This is a genomic window from Ignavibacteria bacterium (genome assembly GCA_041649015.1).
Lineage (GTDB): Bacteria > Bacteroidota > Ignavibacteria > Tepidaquicellales > Tepidaquicellaceae > CAIKZJ01.
In genome coordinates this window covers 116,380-135,379 of record JBAZNU010000004.1, presented here as the reverse complement: position 1 = coordinate 135,379, position 19,000 = coordinate 116,380, and the positions used below count along the sequence as shown (strand labels likewise).

Annotated in this window: 15 protein-coding genes; 7 read left to right on the top strand and 8 right to left on the bottom strand. The window is 39.0% G+C overall.

Annotated elements, in window-relative coordinates; genetic code table 11:
* Positions 1-160: 160 nt before the first annotated feature.
* Positions 161-3,034 carry a S8 family serine peptidase gene (locus WC644_08355; protein MFA5011958.1) on the bottom strand — a complete coding sequence of 958 codons (2,874 nt, stop codon included), beginning with the start codon at positions 3,032-3,034 and terminating at the stop codon, positions 161-163.
* A 214-nt stretch (positions 3,035-3,248) separates the two neighbouring features.
* On the opposite strand from WC644_08355, the gene WC644_08350 reads away from it, so the two are divergent.
* Genes WC644_08350 through WC644_08340 form a run of 3 tightly spaced genes read left to right on the top strand, consistent with a single transcriptional unit; the run spans position 3,249 to position 5,660 of the window.
* Positions 3,249-3,869 carry a DNA-3-methyladenine glycosylase gene (locus tag WC644_08350; GenBank protein MFA5011957.1) on the top strand — a complete coding sequence of 207 codons (621 nt, stop codon included), beginning with the start codon at positions 3,249-3,251 and terminating at the stop codon, positions 3,867-3,869.
* Positions 3,869-5,284: an MBL fold metallo-hydrolase gene (locus WC644_08345; protein ID MFA5011956.1), complete on the top strand. Its 1,416-nt coding sequence runs from the start codon at positions 3,869-3,871 to the stop codon at positions 5,282-5,284. The genes WC644_08350 and WC644_08345 overlap by 1 nt, the downstream gene beginning before the upstream one ends.
* Entirely contained in the window at positions 5,274-5,660 is a 387-nt protein-coding gene (locus WC644_08340; protein ID MFA5011955.1) for an SET domain-containing protein, read from the top strand. Before WC644_08345 ends, WC644_08340 begins: the two co-directional genes overlap by 11 nt.
* A gap of 43 nt (positions 5,661-5,703) precedes the next feature.
* Here the strand turns inward: WC644_08340 and WC644_08335 are convergent, their stop codons facing one another.
* From WC644_08335 to WC644_08305, 7 genes are all read right to left on the bottom strand, one after another.
* Positions 5,704-8,244 carry a YCF48-related protein gene (locus tag WC644_08335; GenBank protein MFA5011954.1) on the bottom strand — a complete coding sequence of 847 codons (2,541 nt, stop codon included), beginning with the start codon at positions 8,242-8,244 and terminating at the stop codon, positions 5,704-5,706.
* Between the two features lie 101 nt (positions 8,245-8,345).
* The gene (pgeF, locus tag WC644_08330) at positions 8,346-9,089 is read right to left on the bottom strand and encodes a peptidoglycan editing factor PgeF (GenBank protein ID MFA5011953.1); all 744 of its coding nucleotides are present in this window, start codon (positions 9,087-9,089) and stop codon (positions 8,346-8,348) included.
* On the bottom strand, positions 9,076-9,486 hold the full coding sequence (gene arfB / locus WC644_08325; GenBank protein ID MFA5011952.1) for an alternative ribosome rescue aminoacyl-tRNA hydrolase ArfB: 411 nt from the start codon (positions 9,484-9,486) through the stop codon (positions 9,076-9,078). The genes pgeF and arfB overlap by 14 nt, the downstream gene beginning before the upstream one ends.
* Positions 9,487-9,614: 128 nt before the next feature.
* Entirely contained in the window at positions 9,615-10,400 is a 786-nt protein-coding gene (locus tag WC644_08320; GenBank protein ID MFA5011951.1) for a hypothetical protein, read from the bottom strand.
* A 296-nt stretch (positions 10,401-10,696) separates the two neighbouring features.
* Entirely contained in the window at positions 10,697-10,873 is a 177-nt protein-coding gene (locus tag WC644_08315) for a hypothetical protein (protein MFA5011950.1), read from the bottom strand.
* Between the two features lie 812 nt (positions 10,874-11,685).
* Complete coding sequence (nuoE, locus tag WC644_08310) at positions 11,686-12,159, bottom strand: NADH-quinone oxidoreductase subunit NuoE (protein ID MFA5011949.1); 474 nt, start codon at positions 12,157-12,159, stop codon at positions 11,686-11,688.
* A gap of 6 nt (positions 12,160-12,165) precedes the next feature.
* Entirely contained in the window at positions 12,166-12,537 is a 372-nt protein-coding gene (locus tag WC644_08305) for a response regulator (GenBank protein MFA5011948.1), read from the bottom strand.
* A 252-nt stretch (positions 12,538-12,789) separates the two neighbouring features.
* On the opposite strand from WC644_08305, the gene nuoE (WC644_08300) reads away from it, so the two are divergent.
* Genes nuoE (WC644_08300) through WC644_08285 form a run of 4 tightly spaced genes read left to right on the top strand, consistent with a single transcriptional unit; the run spans position 12,790 to position 18,984 of the window.
* A complete protein-coding gene (nuoE, locus tag WC644_08300; protein MFA5011947.1) occupies positions 12,790-13,275 on the top strand; it encodes an NADH-quinone oxidoreductase subunit NuoE in 486 nt (161 codons plus the stop codon).
* A complete protein-coding gene (locus WC644_08295; GenBank protein ID MFA5011946.1) occupies positions 13,272-15,257 on the top strand; it encodes an NADH-quinone oxidoreductase subunit NuoF in 1,986 nt (661 codons plus the stop codon). Before nuoE (WC644_08300) ends, WC644_08295 begins: the two co-directional genes overlap by 4 nt.
* Before the next feature lie 29 nt (positions 15,258-15,286).
* On the top strand, positions 15,287-17,002 hold the full coding sequence (locus tag WC644_08290) for an NADH-dependent [FeFe] hydrogenase, group A6 (GenBank protein MFA5011945.1): 1,716 nt from the start codon (positions 15,287-15,289) through the stop codon (positions 17,000-17,002).
* Positions 17,002-18,984 (top strand): [Fe-Fe] hydrogenase large subunit C-terminal domain-containing protein, encoded by a 1,983-nt coding sequence (locus WC644_08285; protein ID MFA5011944.1) that lies wholly within the window; start codon positions 17,002-17,004, stop codon positions 18,982-18,984. Before WC644_08290 ends, WC644_08285 begins: the two co-directional genes overlap by 1 nt.
* The last annotated feature ends 16 nt before the right edge of the window (positions 18,985-19,000 follow it).

Here is a 19,000-nt window from a genome sequence, read left to right as displayed (position 1 = left end):
TTTTAATTTAACACAATGTTAATGAAACAAGCATTTATTTAAGTTTCTTAGAAGAAAAGTTGAATTGCTATCATAAGATTAAGTATAGAATCATTATTTATAAATAAAAAAAGCTGCCTCAAAAGAACTTGAGGCAGCTAATATTTTAAAGTCTATATTTTTATTTAATAACTACCATACGTTTAATATCAGCAAAGTAACCGGCCTGCATTCTGTAAAAATAAACACCAGAACTTAGGAAAGTCGAGTTGAAATCAATCTCGTATATCCCAGGACTCTTTTGTTCATTGACTAAAGCAGCAACTTCTTTACCGAGAATATCATAAACCCTTATGCTAATCATCTCGTTTTTAGGAACAGCAAAGCGAATCTTAGTAACAGGGTTAAAAGGATTCGGGTAGTTCTGGGACAAGCTGAAAACTTTTGGAACTTCGGTGGTTATTGTCTGAATACCGACGGTTCCGTATTTCACGATTGCCTGAGAGTTTTTTGTAATGAGGTCAGCAACAGATTCTGCGCTCAAAATAGCAAAGCCGATGGTTTCGACCTGATTTGCAGCAAGATTAAAAGGTCCGACACCGAGTACGAAAGCATTTCCACCCGGTCCGAGTGAATCATTTGAAACGCCATTGCTTAAAGCATCCCATTTTTCCTGAGTTGTGAATCCATTTAACAATTCAGTTGATGAAAAAATCTTAAAATTCAACGGTTGATTTGTCATGATACCGACACCAAGATATCTATTAGCAACAGTATTGTTATACGTATAAGCAAGCTTATTTGCATTGACTAATCTTGAGATGTTTCCAGTGTTAATAATACCATTAGGCGTCATCCATGTGTATAAACCTGCATAAACGTTATTAAGAGCAACACCGCTGGTATTTTTGATATTATAACTTAGGAGAATATAATCAGCGTCGGGTGCGGTATTGAATGCGTATGAAAATGCTTCAACTTCAACTCCAATCTTATTAGAGCCAGCACCGTCATCATTGAATTTTCCCGAGCCGTCCTGTGCTGAATGCACACCAGGAGTGTTAATTGTATAAGCTTTTAATCCAACAAAATCTGTATCTGAGACATTAGCCGGAACCGAACCGCGTCTTACAACGTCAGAAACTTTAGTATTGCTTAAGCCGATCATAAGTCCGCCTTCATAAAGCTGATTCTGTGTACTTGTTCCAATTTGAAGACCAGTTCCGTAAGATTGTGCTTTTTTACCAACATTACCGTCTTTAGTAAGACATAATTTCAAGTTATTAATATTATGTAATGCAAAACCTGTTCTAAATCTAACAGTAAATGTATTTGCGTTATCATCTGTATAACACGAAGCAGAACTCTTTACTTTAAATGTGATATCTTTATCGAACGGGCAAGAAGAAAGAGCTTTAACTTTGAATGTATTTGCTAAAGTTGTGCTGAAGTTACCGTATGCAGGAATACTTCCGATAAAGACAGAATCCTGTACTAATTCAACATCAGTGCTTGTTGTTGAAAGTCTAATGGAGGCGTTAGTACCCGCGAAATGAGTATTTTTCAAATCAACCTGAAAAGCGATTACTTCATCTACGTCAAAGACTTTATCATTATTACCGTAGATAGAATCATTTGCCGAGAAAGAAACCAGCTTAGCAATCGGGAAATCAGTTAAGCACTTAAATGCATTTATTCTGCCGGTGCCTAAAAGCCCAATGTATGATGGATTGAGGTTATAGATACTGTCAACACCAAGTTTCAATCTGTCAACTACCTGCTGGGGAGTCCATGCAGGATATTGTCCCTTGATTAACGCTACTGTACCCGCAGTAATCGGAGAAGACATTGAAGTACCATCCCAAGTGGCATAACTATTATTGTAAACTGTGCTTAAAATTCCCTGACCCGGTGAAGTAACATCAACCGTAGAATGGAAATTTGAGAAAGTAGTTTTCACGTCACCTGTGGTTGAAGCGGCAACTGAAACGACATTTTCATAAGAAGCTGGATACCTTGCCCAATTCTGTCCGATTCCATTTGCATCGCCGTTACCTGCTGAGGCGCAAATAACTGTTCCGTTTGCCCAAGCACTATTCATTATTGCTTGAGAAGTAGAACTATAATAAGATGAACCGAAACTACAATTAATAACTTTTGCGCCATTGGAATAACAATAATAAACTCCCTGGTCTGTATTATATAAAGATGATTGGGGATCTGTATCATCTGTGTGTTTAGAGATTCTTATTTTGGTCTTAAAACCTATACCACCACCATGAACCGAATTATCCGTTACCTGAGAGGCACAACCCGAAACGTGGGAACCGTGGTCATTGCCGGTTGGCTGTATCTGCGGGTCGCCATCGTTGTAATAGAAATCCCATCCTTTTAAGTCATCAATATAACCATTATTATCATCATCAATACCGTTAATTGGGTCGGCGTAATTGTATTTAATGTTAGCCGCGAGGTCAGGATGGTCAAAGTCGGTGCCTGAATCGATAATGCCAATGACAACATTTGTATCACCTTTGAAAATATCCCAAGCCTGATAAGAGTTAATTTTAGCTATATGCCATTGACCACTTAGGGACGGGTCATTGGGAATATAATCACGCTCATATACGAAAGATGGCTCTGCCCATTCAATAATATCCTTATTATCTTTCATTATCATACTTGCTGCGTCAAATGGATCCACAGCGCTGTTATAATTAATACGAATTATTTTAGCAAGGTCTTCATCGCCAATCATTCGCTTTTTAATTTCACTTTTAAGCGGAAATAGCGGAAAGATATCGCTGGATCTTAAATCGATAAGAACTTTATCGACTTGTTCTATTCCTGTTGCTGTTTTTGTAAAACCTGTTACATTATTTCTAAATTTGACATTTATCTTCCCGACTTCATACATCTTTCCGGGACCTCTTTTAATTACTTTTCCGTCATTCGAATAGTTTCCACTATCGTTGAAAGCGAAGAAAGAAAACGAGACTGCGAGGAGAGTTAAAATACTCATTGTTATTTTAACTTTAATGTGTAATTTTTTCATGAGTTATATGTTAAAATTATTATTGAAATATACTTTGTATAATTATTAAGATAAAGATTGAATATCGAAATAACCTATTAAATTATAAATACTGAATAGAAAAGACAATGATAAACACAGGAATCAAAAAACGGAGAATAAAAGTCAGAGCAAAGAAAAATAACTGAACATTGAATTGACTTTAATATTCCAGCATAAAATGCGACTTTGAAAAGTGGATACTATTCTATTAGAGAAAAAGCTGTATATGAAGGATACAATAACGGTGGCACAGAAACTGCTTGGATGCCTTATTACGAAAGAAACGCCTAACTATACACTTAGCGCAAGAATAGTTGAGACGGAGGCATATCTGGGAAATAATGACCCTGCCTGTCATGCATACAGAAAATTAACGGACAGAAACCGACCTATGTTTGAATATGGAGGAATATCTTACGTTTATTTTGTTTACGGGAATTACTTCTGCTTTAATGTTGTAACAGAGAATAAGGGTACGGGTTCGGCTGTGTTAATAAGGGCAGTAGAGCCGATAGAAGGAATACATGAAATGAGAAAGAACAGGAATTATCCAATTGGAGATGTAAACCTTACGAACGGACCAGCCAAGTTCTGCATGGCATTTGATATAGGTAGAAAAGATAACTCACTTGATCTAACAGAAGACAGGATTAAGATTTTCAGGAAAAAAAGAAGGGACAGTTTTACAATAGCGGTAACTACAAGAATCGGAATAAAAGAAGGGGCAGAGCTTCCTTACAGATTTTTCATAAAGGACAATGCATACGTAACAAAACATAGACTAAACAAAGAAATCATAAAGGAGATAAAATAATGAGGATAAAATTTTGCGGAGCGGCGGGGACTGTGACAGGTTCTCAACACTTACTTGAAATAAACGGAAAGAAAATAATATTAGATTGCGGGATGTTTCAGGGCAAGAGAGAAGAATCGTTTCAGATGAACAGAAAATTTCTTTATGATCCTACGGAGATTCATGCGGTAGTACTTTCGCATGCACACATTGACCATGCCGGTAATCTTCCTACTTTATCGAGAAAGGGGTTTACAGGCGATGTATACACAACTCCAGCAACACGCGACTTATGCTCAATTATGCTGCTTGACAGTGCATTCATTCAGGAGAAGGATGTTGAGTTTGTTAACAAGAGACGTGCAAAGAAGAATCAGGAGTTATTTAATCCCTTATACACGGTTGAGAATGCAAGGCAGATAATAACACAGTTTAAAACTATACCATATAACAAAACATTTCGCATAGACGGACTTGGAGATGAAGTAAAGGTAACATTTGTTGATGCGGGACATATATTGGGTTCGGCGTCTGTGGTATTAGAAATCACAGAAAACGGGAGGACGTACAAGTTAGGATTTACGGGAGACTTAGGACGGAGGGACCTCCCAATTTTAAAAGACCCTGAATTTATGGGTGATGTTGATTATCTGATAACGGAATCAACGTACGGAGGTTTATACCATGAACCTGCGAGCAAGATAGAGCAGGGGCTTCTTGACACTATAACAGAAGCGTTATCTACAAACGGTAAAATAATTGTGCCTTCGTTTAGTGTCGGGAGGACACAAGAATTAGTATATGAAATATCAAAAATGAAAGCAGCGGGCAAACTACCGGACTTCCCTGTTTATGTTGACAGTCCCCTATCAGTAAATGCCACTGAAATATTCAAACTGCATCCTGAGTGTTTTGATGAAGAAACATACAAGCTGCTTGCCTCGGGAGTTCAAGTATTCGGATCAGATACTGTAAATTATATAACTAAAGTTGAGGACTCGAAGAAACTTAACTCTATTAAAGGCACGGTAATGATAATCTCAGCGTCGGGGATGTGCGAAGCGGGCAGGATACTTCATCATCTTGCTAACAATATTGGCAATCCAAAGAATTCGATTATGATAATCGGTTATATGGGTGAGCACACACTTGGAAGACAGCTTATAAAAGCATCTGACAAGCCAGGATACGTTGTAAAAATATTCGGCGAGGAACACGTAGTAAAGGCAAGGGTACGGATACTAAACTCATTCAGTGCGCATGCAGACAGTAATGAGCTGCTTGAGTACATAAAGAAGTTTGACAAGAACAGACTTAAGAAAATATTTCTTGTTCACGGTGAATCTCTTCAGCAGAACAATCTAAATACGATACTGAACTCAAACGGGTTTAAGAATATTGTTATACCAGAAAGAGGAAACGAGTTTGAAATATAAAAATGAAGGCGAGATGACAAATCAGATAATATTTGAATTAAGGCCATCTTCGATACATGGAGTCGGGGTTTTTTCAACGGGGAAAATAAAGAAAGGAACAAAGCTGCCATTATTCGAGGAGGAAGACCATACATTTCTTCATGAATCGAATGTTATACATACTAATATACCCTCAAGAGTTCTTGCAAAATACTCAATACATTTTCCTGAGGATAAGGGATACAGCACGCCGAAGAACTTCAACAGGATGTCAGTTGGATGGTTTCTGAATCATTCGGATAAGCCCAATGCGGTAAACGATGAGAATTATGATTACTATGCGTTAAAGGATATACCGAAAGGGAAAGAGATAACGATAGATTATAATAAGTTGTAGAGCAAATCTTCTTCCCGTATATTACGGGAAGAAGATTTAAAAATTATTTAAGCAAGACCATACGTTTAGTATCTGAATAGACACCCCATTGCAATCTGTAGAAATAGAATCCACTTGCAAGTTTACTTCCGTCGAAAGTGACTTCATAAATTCCCGGACTGAGCATGTCATTAACGAGAACTGAGACTTCCCTGCCAAGCATATCGAATACTTTTAAAGTAGTGACGTTACTGTAAAGATTTTGAATTGCGGGGATAGTAAACTTGATTTTTGTTTCGGGGTTGAAGGGATTCGGATAATTCTGAGACAAAACGAAATTACTTGGTACGGTTGTGCCAATCTGATTAATACCAACAGTGTAGTTTGCAACAACGTCGGCAAGCTGTTTAAGTTTTGTAACTGAATTCAGGTTGCTTGTACCTCGTGCAATAAACTGAGCAACAATAATAGTTTGTGAATCGCCCGGGTTCATCGTAAAATTATCTTTGCCCATACTGAGGACAAACCTTCTATCGCCTGGCTGATTAGTCGGCTGATAGGCACCTATATCACCGCCGCAGTTACGAATCATTCCTTTAAGTTCAGTCCAACCGTAATTTGTTTCAGGGTCGCCTGAGTATAAGAACTTCACAGGACTTGGCGGAGTAAACATCGGACTCATCCATCTTGAGCCGTCTTTTTTGAAACCTTTCATAAGCAAGTATGCGCCGTTAGGGTCACCGCTTGGGTCCCATTCACAAACAGGGTCACTGCATCCTCCGCAAGATGTTTTTACACCAACGCTTGGTTTCAGAGTATCATAAGGTGCAACGGTTTTATTAACAGGAAATTTCAAAACTCTCATACCTACCGCAGGCGGGTTTACTCCATAAGTCGGCGGGGAACCTGTACCGTCATTATTATCACCGTTATACCCTATCCACATATTCCTTGTTGAATCCATACATAAAAAATCGTCCTCTGAAACGCCGAGATCATAATCACCCACTAAAGCCATATATAGATTATTCCAGGCAGAATTGCCTCTGTTTATGATATCATATTTTATGAACTGAACATTTGAAAGATTAGTATCGCCGTAAGTGTAAGCAGTAATTTTCAAATCACAATTTAGAGGAAGCGTACCTCCCCCAAATCCTTCTCCCGGACGGTGTGAATTAGGATATCCATCAGTAAGAATCATAAATAAAGTCTGACTTGCATTTCTCATTCCCGGAATATCGGTGCATGGGTCATACTGACCGTTATTGTTTACATCGCGGTATGGTGCACCGTAAGGAACAATCATCCCCCAGTTAGCCCAGTCAATGCTTGTAGAACAGTTTTCGCCCGCGCTTACTTTCCAGATTTTATTCATGTAAGGAGTAGTTTCCGGTACACCGTTGATAATTTGCCCTGTCTTGTACTCGCCTCCATATGAACACATAGCCTGACGAAGATTTCCGTTTACCATAGCAGAAATGCTTAGCCCGGAAGTAAACATTGCATATTTTCCCGAACCTTTTGGCCATTCAAAACCCGGGGAATTACCTAATGTAGTATTCTGATTGAAAATGCCGGATGTTTGAAAATAACTGCTGATATTATTTCCGTCGAGTTTAAGTCTCTTTAAAGTAGAATCGCTTACAGGATTTGGAAGATTAGTTTCAAGAATAGTACCGCCACTGCCGACAGCCAAAGCTTTTAAATTTGACGTTTGCAGCATGGAATATATATTTGCGGAAGAATTAACGACCTGCGGAAACCAGTTGGTACCGCCATTCGTTGTACGGAGTATAGTTCCGTTATCGCCGCCAGTCCAGATTTCATTCGCGTTAACAGCATATACAAACCTGAGAGTGTTTGTTGTTCCGCTAGTCTGCTGGACCCACGTACCGCCTGACTCGGTTGACTTTAGAATCATACCGCCGGAACCTACAACCATTATTTTAGAAGTATCTCCGAGAGCTGTAACGCCGTATAGATTATTCGAAACTCCGGTATTTATGGGAATGACTGTGGTTGAAACAGGTAGAGGCAACAAGTAAATCAGCTTTAAGAAAGTGCCATTATCACCACAGATATAATTTCTGAACTGAGAAATCGAAGCATCATAGTAAATAGACCTCAATGAGTTAGTAGTACCGGAAGGAATTTCTGTCCAGTTAACACCATTGTTTGTAGTGGTAAAAATCTTGCCGCCATCTGCGCCAATAATTCTGTAAGACGGGCTGACAAAAGCTGAAACAGAGTTAATATTATTTACTGTTGGCGAAGTAACACTGCTCCAGTTAATTCCATTATCAGTGCTTTTAAGGATAACACCTGAAGCTCCGACTGAATACAGTATTGGCGAACCATATAAAGAAATGAGATTAGTGGATACACCGGAAACTGTAACATTCCAGTTTGGTTCCAGAATATTCCTGTATAAAAGCTTTCCGTCATTACCGGCAACTACGTAATTGGACGGAGTTGGATAAATAATGTTAAGATTATTAGTTACAGGACTACTAACAGGATTCCATTGATAGTATATTAATTGAGATTTAGCTGAAGAGCTAAGGAAAATAAAAATTGCGAGAAACAGTAATAACTTTTTCATGGTTTTCCCCAATAAATTTAAATTAAGGTACTAATCAATATTGAAATTATCAAGTCTTTTTTTAGGGGGGGGGGACAGAAAAAAACAATTATTTGGCGTGATTATTTCATACCGATGATACCGAGCATTCTTCCCGATTTATCTTTGTCGCGTCTGAAGGAATGGAACTTATCGCTATCACCATAAGTGCAGTATTTTGAGGCCTGGAGGTTTTCTTTTGGGACACCATGTTTAATCAGACCTGCATAGATATCTTTTTTGAGGTCAACATAAAACTTTCCATTTCTGGTTTCTTTGAATTCATCTGCAAAAAGTTCAAATACCTCTTTGCTAACTTCAAAATTCTTCACACTGATACCCGGACCGATATAGACAAAAACTTTTTCCGGTTTAGTACCGAATTTATCGATAAGAGTAGAGAGGGTAAGCGAAACAATTTTCAAATGAGTACCTTTCCAGCCTGAATGAATAGCAGCGACGATATGATTTTGGGAATCATACATGAAGACGGGAATGCAGTCGGCAACGTTAACAGCAAGGAATAGATTTCTGCGGTCTGTATAGAGTCCATCGGAGCCGCGAAAGAAAGCTGTTTCAGAAACGTAGTTATGGATATTCGAGTGCACCTGAAACTGAAAGGTTACTTTTCTGCCGTCGATACCAAGCATATTGAAGAACCTTTTTCTGTTTTGCTTTACGGAATCGGCATCATCGCCGATTTTCAAGCTCATATTAAAGTCGTAAGGAGGACGTGGAGATTCAGAGTATCTCATGCTCATACCGCAGACGATATTATCGAACTGTTCAAAAATCTTGGGTCTTAAGACCATGTTATTCTGAATCATAATATTTTTTAGCTCTTAATGATTTCTTTTCCGAAACAATCTTTTTTGAAGCGAGTCTTTCTTCTTTAGAGACTGAACCTGGTTTTGTTTTAACTCTTTTCTTTCTTTTTACGAATGCAGAAGCAATCAACTCATTAAATTTTTTTAATGCAAGAGTTTTATTCAAGAACTGAGAGCGTTCAGATTGAGAGGAGATTTTTATGACGCCTTTTCTATCGACTTTATTAAGAAGTTTTGTAAGGAGTAGAGTCTTTTCCACATCGGACAAAACCATAGACCTCGGTATATCGAAATATAGCTCAACTTTAGTAGAAACTTTATTGACATTCTGACCGCCTTTACCGCCGCTTCTAACGGCTTTAAAGACGAGTTCGCTATGAAGTAAATTGCTATCCATATATGCAATATAAAGCATTAAATTATCAGATGTAACTAAGAAATTTAATGTTGAATGAATTGCAAAAAGTATACATTTTTCACAGGACTGTTAAAGAGGAATTGAAAACGGCTTTCCATGTAAAGAAATTATTTTATACGGAAATTGAAGAATGGTTCCGACTGCTTAGGTTCATCTTTTTCTGTGATGCCAGCAGAACCGTGATCGTACTCGAATCCCCTGACAGGGACGGCGTTTCCAGTTGTGAACAAAGGTTTACCATTATAACTTTGAGGTGAAATAAAAGCAGTATAAGCCATTATATTTTTATAAAAATCAATAAACCAGAGCGAATCTTTTTTAATGTTGTATGAGTAATTGTTCACGTCTTCATAGTCGGGTTGAAAATCAAGTACTTCAGATTCGAGAGTAACAAAGAGAAGGTTTTTCATGGATTGCTCACTGCCTGACGGAAGTAGGTCTTTAAAGAAAATAATTGTTACTGCGATAAAAGGATTATTGAAGATTTCAGATGAATTCTTTTTGATATAAAAGTTAATATCAATTGAATCTTTAGTCAGATTAACAGAGGAAAAATCAATATTAATATTATGAGGTGTTATAAGAGACAACCGCCAAGTACCCAGACCTTTAGTAAACGGATAATTGTATCCAAGGCATTTTGTATAGGGTGATTTACCGCGAAGATTTTTAACATTCCAGAGCGGCTTAAGGTAGGCGGAATGGTTTACAGCAGAAGCAAACTGAGATGCAACACCAAACCGAGAACGGTTATTAATGGCATCAATGCAATTGGTAACTTTATATTTCCTTGGCATCGGGGCTAGGTAGCTTTTGCCTTTACGATTTTTAAAGAGCAGGTCACCAACCTTGCCTCTTGGAACTCCGAGCAGCTGCTTTTTTATTGTAGCCATGTTTTAAGGAATAAAAGAATATTAATTAAGATTAATAAACAAATATATTAAAGATATGTTAAAAGAGATAGTACTTTAGACGTGATTTACTTTAGACTGAAAGAAATACGCATTTGACACGGGTTTTAAACGCGTTTTTTACGCATTTGACACGGGTTGGTGGTTAAATTTTGGACGGAGAATGTGCAGGAATGAATTGAAAAAAACTACTAATTTTTGAGTAATTTTGATTTAAATGATTGATTTTTCCTGAAATACATTCAAAATTACTGTAGAAATAAAATATTTTGTAAAAATCAATCATCAGAAACTTTCCTTGGTTTAGTTTTCTTAAACCTATTAATAATTTTTTCAATTTGTTTCTGAAATTTGCTTTTATTACGGCCAACATGATGTACGATATAATCACCATCTTCGGGTTTCCATCCGAACTGCTGATATACATCTTCTTTATTTAGTTTGCTTCTTTTCAATGATTAATTTTTCCTATCGCTGTTTTAGTGTATGATATTACCAAGTAATGCACTATACAAATTTAACGGTATACTGCATGTATTTGTTCCCGAAAAAAATACTCTTTAATAGAATAATTTATTGATGTAAGATACAAACTTTTTATGGGGGTCTGTAACTTATGCTTGACAAATATGCAAAAAATAGAGAAGAGAATCAATATATATTGCGAAGGGTAATTTGGAAGTTGTGAAATGAAAGAGAGATAGCGTTCAGCGGACAGCCGACAGCTGACAGCGGACAGTAAGAACTGGTAGATAGATCTACAAGATCACGGCGAAGCCATAGGCTACAAACTAAATATCGAAAAACAAAATATAAAAATTATCTACCCATGGATCGCAGTGAAAAACAAAGGTCGTTCGCCACGTCGAATCTTCGACAAAGAACGCGTATTTCGGGATGACAAATTCTTGAGACTTTTCTCTTGGTAATATTAATGATAAGATCCCCGCTTAAGATCATCGCGGGGATGACAAATATTTATGATGATATCCCCTGCCTGCGGCAGGCAGGCCGATAGGATCATTCGGGGATGAAAAGTATTTATAATGAGATCCCCTGCTTAAGAACATCGCGGGGATGAAAAGTATTTATAATGAGATCCCCTGAATGCGGCAGGCAGGCCGATAAGATCATTCGGGATGACAAGAATTTATAATGAGATCCCCGCTTAAGAACATTGCGGGGATGAAAAGTATTTATAATGAGATCCCCGAAAAGAACATTCGGGGATGACAAATTTTCAGTGGATGATAAGTATTTATTTTTATCAGTTAACTTTTTTAAGAATATCGACTGCTTTTTCGGGTGTAAGTTTAGTATAGATTTTATCATTGACCATCATTGCAGGACCCTGGTCACACATACCGAGGCAGTTAGTATGTTCAAAAGTTATTCTATTATCTTTAGTTGTACCGCCGACTTTAATTTTAAGTTCACGCAAGACAGCTTTTTCAACTTCTTCTTTACCAGCCATATCGCAAACGATAGTCCTGCAGAGTCTAACGATATTTCTACCCTGCGGTTCGCTATGCAAGAAAGAGTAGAAAGAAATAACGCTAAAAACTTCGACAGGATGAATATCGAGTAGCCGAGCAATTTCCTGCTGAGCAAAATCGGGAATGTATCTATGTTTAGCCTGAACCTCCTGCAGGATGGGCATCAACGAAGCCCTTTTTGCTCCGTGCTTATTAACGAGTGCTTCAAGCTCTTCAGTAATTGAATTCTTTTCTAATACCAGCATATAGTTCTACTTTTTGTTTAAAAATGATTCGACTTTCTGGATTAATACTTCAGGAGTAATCGGTTTTTCAACGAAGTCATCGACAGGTACGAGTTCACCAGCACCGAAATCGAGACCGATTGCTTTTGAAATAGAGGTGTACATAATAATAGGTGTCTTGATGTTATTCTTGCGTATTTTCTGAGCAAGGAAGAAGCCGTCGTCGGGTTCATCCATCATAACATCGAGAATAATCAGTTCCGGTTTATTTTTCATAATAATATCGAAACCGTCTTTAGGATTTGTTGCGGTGATGACTTTATGGCCTTTAGAAGTGAGAACTAATTCACTCGCCTCTCTGATATCCAAGTCATCATCGATTACTGCTATGAGTGCCATTTATTCCTCCGGGAAAATTTTGATTTAAGGATAAAATAGCCAAAGGCAAATTGATTATCTATTCAAAAAATTTTCCCTAAAATAAGAATTAATATTATCATTGAAAGAGAGAATTAAAGTAAGTAGTTTTGTAAAAGAAAAGTAAATGAATTCCCTAAAACAATTACTAATATCTGTACTCAACAAAAGACGAATATTAAATATTGTTTCCCCGAAAGCCCTGTTGGCTTTCGCTCTTAAATAAAAAAATTTATGCACAAACACATTTTTAAAAAGTACCCTGCAAACGAAAAGAGCAATCTAATAGCATTGCTACAAGAGGTGCAGGAGGTATACGGCTATCTACCAGAGGGCGCACTTCAGGAAGTATCTGATTTTGTAGGATTCCCTCTGAGCAGAGTTTACGGAGTTGCGACATTTTACAATCAGTTCAGATTAACACCTTTAGGCGAGAATGTAATAAGAGTATGCAGGGGAACTGCATGCCATGTATGCAATTCTGCAAATATATTATTTACGCTTGAAACGAGCCTAAACATAAAAGCGGGACAGACTACCCGCGACAAAAAGTTTACGCTTGAAACCGTAGCATGTATAGGTGCGTGCAGCATAGCGCCTGTAATAACGGTAAACGACGAATATTATGGAAAGATAACGGTTAAAGAGATTCCGGGTATATTGAAAAAATTCAACGTACAGAAACCGGCTACAACAGTGAAGAAGGAGGGTGTGAAATGAATACATTCTTAGAATTCTGCTGCGACAAATGCTGGCATTCACAAGAGAAACCATGCGACCAGTTTATCAGGTGCTGCACCGAGGGACCACTTTGCCATCACAGTCCCGAATGCGAGAAGAAGATTAAAAGCTACAACAGGCAGTTAAGGTACGAAGAGCATGATGTGCCGATAATCATAATCGGAAAAGGAACATGCGGACTTGCTGCAGGTGCACAGAATGTTGAAGATGCTATAAGGGCAGAGCTAAGCAAGCTGAACATTGAGGCAAAGATTGAAGCTACGGGATGTGTGGGAGCCTGTGCATCCGAGCCTATAGTTGACATAAAACTTCCCGGCGGCGACAGAGTATCATACTGCAGAGTGACACCGAAGATAGTATCGAAGCTGATAAAGAAAACACTTGTTGATAAGGGTGTGTTTCAAGATAACCTACTTGGAACGTATGGTAAGACAAACGGAGAAGTGGTAAACATAAATGAGATACCATTTTTCAGGCATCAGTTAAAGATAGTGCTTGAGAACTGCGGAGTAATAAATCCTACATCTATAGATTCATACATAGCGAACGGCGGGTTTAAGTCACTTGACAAAGTACTTTGCCACATGACACCGGAAGAAGTTGTGAAAGACATACTTGCAAGCGGCCTGAGAGGACGAGGTGGTGGCGGTTTCCCGACGGGTAAGAAATGGGAATTTGCACTGAAACAAAAATCTGATACTAAATATATAATATGCAATGCAGATGAGGGAGACCCGGGAGCATTTATGGACAGGTCTGTACTTGAAAGCGACCCATACAAATTAGTAGAGGGCATGATAATAGGCGGTTATGCAATAGGAGCATCTCTCGGATACATATACTGCAGAGCAGAATATCCGCTTGCTATATCAAGGCTTGAGAACACTATTAACAACTGCAAAAAATACGGATTGCTGGGCGAGAACATATTAGGCAGCGGGTTTACGTTTAATTTGAAAATAAAGAAGGGTGCCGGAGCGTTTGTCTGCGGAGAAGAAACGGCATTAATAGCATCTATAGAGGGCAAGAGAGGGATGCCAAAGCCAAGACCTCCTTATCCAGCGGTATCGGGATTATGGAACAAGCCAACGATAATTAACAACGTTGAGACTTTTGCAAATGTGCCTCAGGTATTTAAACGGGGTGCGGATAAATTCGCATCGGTAGGAACAAAGACAAGTAAAGGAACGAAAGTATTTGCATTAAGCGGCAAGATAATAAACACCGGATTAGTGGAAATACCAATGGGTGTTACGCTCCGCGATATAGTGTTTAAAATCGGAGGCGGAATTCCAAATAATAAGAAGTTCAAAGCTGTACAGATAGGCGGACCTTCGGGGGGATGTTTACCTGACGAGGTACTCGACACTGAAGTTGATTATGAATCACTGAAGACGGTAGGAGCGATGATGGGATCGGGGGGATTTGTTGTTATGGATGAAACGACATGCATAGTAGACGTGGCGAAATTCTTTATGACGTTTATACAGAACGAATCATGCGGGAAGTGTGTACCCTGCCGTGAAGGTACGAAAAGAATGCTTGAAATAATAGAAAAGATACCTCACAGTTACAAAAACACATCAAACAAGTTAGACCAGCTTCAGAGGTTTAAAGGAATAATACATCTGAACAGACTTGCAGATGTAATAAAGGATACTTCGCTTTGCGGACTCGGACAAACAGCGCCTAATCCAATACTTTCGGGACTGAGATACTTCAGGGATGAATACGAAGAACATTTATACGACAGAAAGTGCAAGGCAGGAGTATGTAAAGAACTACTGACATTTACGATTAACAATGATGACTGCGAAGGATGCGGACTATGTGCGAGGAAATGTCCGGTAGAGGCGATAGCGGGTGAAAAAGGAAAAGCACATTACATAATAGAAGACAAGTGCATCAAGTGCGGGATGTGTGTTGATAACTGCAAATTTGAAGCAGTGCTCGTTTCATAATATTTTAAACAATAATTTTGATAAAGTATATGGTAGAACTAACAATAAATAACATAAAGGTAAATGCTGAAGAAGGAATGACAATTCTGGACGCGGCAAAATCAGCAGGTATAGCAGTTCCGACGCTTTGTAACATGAAGGACCTATTTCCAACGGGCGCATGCAGAATATGTTCGGTTGAGGTTGAAGGACAGAGAGGGCTGATTCCAAGCTGTGCTTATCCCGTGTCGGACGGAATGGTTGTAGAGACAAATTCACCCCGGGTAAGAAGGGCGAGAAAGACGATAGTAGAGCTTCTTGTAGAAAACCATCCACAGGATTGTTTGATATGCGTAAGGAACAAGAACTGCGAATTACAGGATTTGGCAGCACAATACGGACTGCGCGAGCACCGTTTTGCAGGAGAATCGAAAGACCATGCAATTGATATATCGAGTCCTTCAATGGAGCGCGACCCTGCAAAATGCATACTTTGCGGAAGATGCGTAAGGGTATGCAACGAAGTTCAGCAAGTCGGAGCGATAGACTTTACAAAACGCGGATTTAAAAGCATTGTAACGACTCCTTACAATAAAGGTTTAAACATAAGCGACTGCATACTTTGTGGACAGTGCATACTTGTATGTCCGACGGCAGCTTTGAGGGAAAAGAGCCACATGAAAGAAATAGTCACTGCGCTTGCAAATAAGAAGAAGTTTGTAGTTGCACAAATAGCTCCTGCGGTAAGAGCATCACTTGGTGAAGAATATAACATGCCGCTTGGAACGGATGTAACGGGAAAGCTTGTGACCGGACTTAAAAGACTTGGTTTCAAAAAAGTATTTGATACAAACTTTGCAGCTGACCTTACGATAATGGAAGAAACCGCAGAGTTAGTGAACAGGGTAACAAACAAAAAACCATTACCAATGTTTACGAGCTGCTGTCCGGGATGGGTAAAATACATCGAGCACAGAAGACCTGAACTGCTTCACCATGTCTCAACATGCAAATCACCTCATGAGATGGAAGGTGCAGTACTGAAGACATACTATGCAAAAAAGATGGGGCTTGACCCAAAGGATATATATGTGGTTTCAATAATGCCCTGCACGGTAAAGAAGTTTGAATCGAGCAGGCCTGAGCTTACGGAAGAGAGAATGCCTGATGTGGATTCGGTATTAACAACGAGAGAACTTGTAAGATATTTTAATACAGCAGGAATAGATTTCTGTGATTTACCAGAGACACAATTTGACAATCCGCTTGGAGAATCAACGGGTGCGGCTGTAATATTCGGAACGACAGGAGGTGTGATGGAAGCAGCGATAAGAACTGCTTACAACATGCTGACCGGGAATGAACTACAGAAGCTTGAGTTTGAACAAATACGCGGGTTTGACGGAATTAAGGAGCTGACGATAAACATAAACGGAATGGATTTAAACTTTGCGGTTGTGAACGGTATAGGAAATGTTGCTAAAGTACTTGATGAAGTTGAGAACGGCACAAGCAAATATCATTTTGTAGAAGTAATGGCTTGCCCGGGAGGCTGTATAAACGGCGGCGGTCAGCCTATACATCAGAAACCCGAAAAAGTAGTAAAACGCGTGAGGGCGTTGTACGAAATAGACTCAAAGATGATACACAGAAAATCGCACGAAAATGAAGCAGTAATGAATTTGTACAAGGAATTCTTTGGAGAGCCGAACAGTCACAAATCGCATGAAATACTGCACACAAATTATAAAAGCAGAAAGAAATAGTGCACGGCATTGTTGAGACAATACCAGATTTATGCAAAAGATGTTATTCCTGCATAAGGGAATGCCCTGCTATTGCTATAAGGGTACAGAACGGACAGGCAGTAGTAATGACAGAACGGTGTATTTCTTGCGGACACTGCGTAACTGTATGTTCTCAAAATGCAAAGGCGACTCTAAGCGATGTTAACAGAGTAATGAATGACATACTACCAAAAGGAAACGTGATAGCTCTGGTGGCACCGTCATTTCCAGCGTCGTTTCCAGATAGCTATGACAAGATTCCAGCTGCGTTGAAGAAGGTTGGATTTGAAGAAGTATGCGAGGTGGCATTTGGAGCAGATATGATTAGTCCTATGTATCTGCAAGAGATAGAGAACGGAGACAGCAAGACGATAATCAGTTCTGCATGTCCAGCGGTTTACAACTACGTAGAGATGTACTATTCACAGTTAATTCCGAATCTTGCGACTGTTGTTTCGCCTATGATAGCAATGGGCAGGTACATTAAAGACAATTTTGGAGAAGACAAGAAAATTGTATTCATCGGTCCATGCATTGCAAAGAAGAGCGAATACAAAGATGAAGAGGTAGAAGGAGTGATAGATGCGGTTTTGACATTTGCCGAACTTAAAGAAATATTTGAAAAGAACAGCATAGTAATTTCAGAACTGGAAGATATTGACTTCGACCCACCTCAGGGACTGACGGGAAAATCATTTCCACTTGCGGGAGGCCTCATAAAGACTGCGGATATATCCGACGATATACTTGAAAAAGAAATAATTGTTGTAGAGGGACGCGAGAAGGTTGAAGAAATACTGAATGAAATTGTACACGGGAACATAAATGCAAAGTTTATAGATATACTATTCTGCGAAGGGTGCATAAAGGGACCGGCAATTGACAGCGAGTTGAATTATTATTCAAGAAAAGAGAAAGTTGTAGATTACATAAACGACAGAATAAAAGCAGCAGACAAACAGGTTTGGAAGAGCAGTTTATACAACAGCAGGAATGTTAATCTGAAGCGTGAGTTTACGAACAGAAACATGCGGATTGAAAATCCATCAGAAGAAAGGATAAGAGAGATACTTGCAGAGACGAACAAATTTACGAAACAGGATGAGTTAAACTGCCATTCCTGCGGATATTCGACATGCAGGGATTACGCGATAGCAATAGCTAAAGGACTCGCAGAAAACGATATGTGTCTGCCGTACCTGATAGAGAAACTCGAGAGAGCTTACAAAGAGCTTTCAGAAACTCAGGACCAGCTGCAATCTGCGGAGAAGCTTGCCTCGATTGGACAGCTTGCTGCAGGAGTTGCGCATGAAATTAACAATCCGCTAGGTACGATATTGCTTTACACTTCATTACTGAAGAAGGAAGTAGAGAAGAACTCAGCGGACCCAGATAAGCAGTCGATTGAAGACCTTGAACTTATCGCACAGGAAACCAACAGATGCAAAAACATCGTCTCAAATTTACTGAACTTTGCAAGACAGGGAAAGCTGCATGCAACAGAGTTTGACATATCAGATCTTATAAATTCTGTCTTGAAGACGATTAGGATTAAGCCTGAATACAAAGGGATTTTGTTTTCTACGGAATGTACGGCGTTTGACACGACGATTGAGGGAGATGCCGACCAGTTAAAGCAGGTATTTATAAACGTGATTAACAATGCCTGCGAAGCACTGACAGAAGCAGAAACAAAGAAGATAAACATTAAAATAGGCAGTACGGAATCAGAAATTACGATTGAAATAAGCGATACAGGTTCAGGAATTCCGAAAGAGAATATGAGCAAATTATTTACTCCGTTTTTTACTACGAAGAAGATGGGAAAAGGAACAGGGCTTGGACTGGCGATTGTTTACGGAATAATAAAAATGCACAGGGGAGAGATAAGGGCTAAAAGCGAACCGGGACAGGGTTCGACATTTTTAATTAAACTGCCCGCAAAAATAACAAACAAATAAACAAAGGAATACTAAT

Coding starts and splice junctions, on each gene's coding strand:
- WC644_08355 (MFA5011958.1), bottom strand. CDS start 3,034: ATGAAAAAATTACACATTAAAGTTAAAATAACAATGAGTATTTTAACT.
- WC644_08345 (MFA5011956.1), top strand. CDS start 3,869: ATGAGGATAAAATTTTGCGGAGCGGCGGGGACTGTGACAGGTTCTCAA.
- WC644_08335 (MFA5011954.1), bottom strand. CDS start 8,244: ATGAAAAAGTTATTACTGTTTCTCGCAATTTTTATTTTCCTTAGCTCT.
- pgeF (MFA5011953.1), bottom strand. CDS start 9,089: ATGATTCAGAATAACATGGTCTTAAGACCCAAGATTTTTGAACAGTTC.
- arfB (MFA5011952.1), bottom strand. CDS start 9,486: ATGGATAGCAATTTACTTCATAGCGAACTCGTCTTTAAAGCCGTTAGA.
- WC644_08320 (MFA5011951.1), bottom strand. CDS start 10,400: ATGGCTACAATAAAAAAGCAGCTGCTCGGAGTTCCAAGAGGCAAGGTT.
- nuoE (MFA5011949.1), bottom strand. CDS start 12,159: ATGCTGGTATTAGAAAAGAATTCAATTACTGAAGAGCTTGAAGCACTC.
- WC644_08305 (MFA5011948.1), bottom strand. CDS start 12,537: ATGGCACTCATAGCAGTAATCGATGATGACTTGGATATCAGAGAGGCG.
- nuoE (MFA5011947.1), top strand. CDS start 12,790: ATGCACAAACACATTTTTAAAAAGTACCCTGCAAACGAAAAGAGCAAT.
- WC644_08295 (MFA5011946.1), top strand. CDS start 13,272: ATGAATACATTCTTAGAATTCTGCTGCGACAAATGCTGGCATTCACAA.
- WC644_08290 (MFA5011945.1), top strand. CDS start 15,287: ATGGTAGAACTAACAATAAATAACATAAAGGTAAATGCTGAAGAAGGA.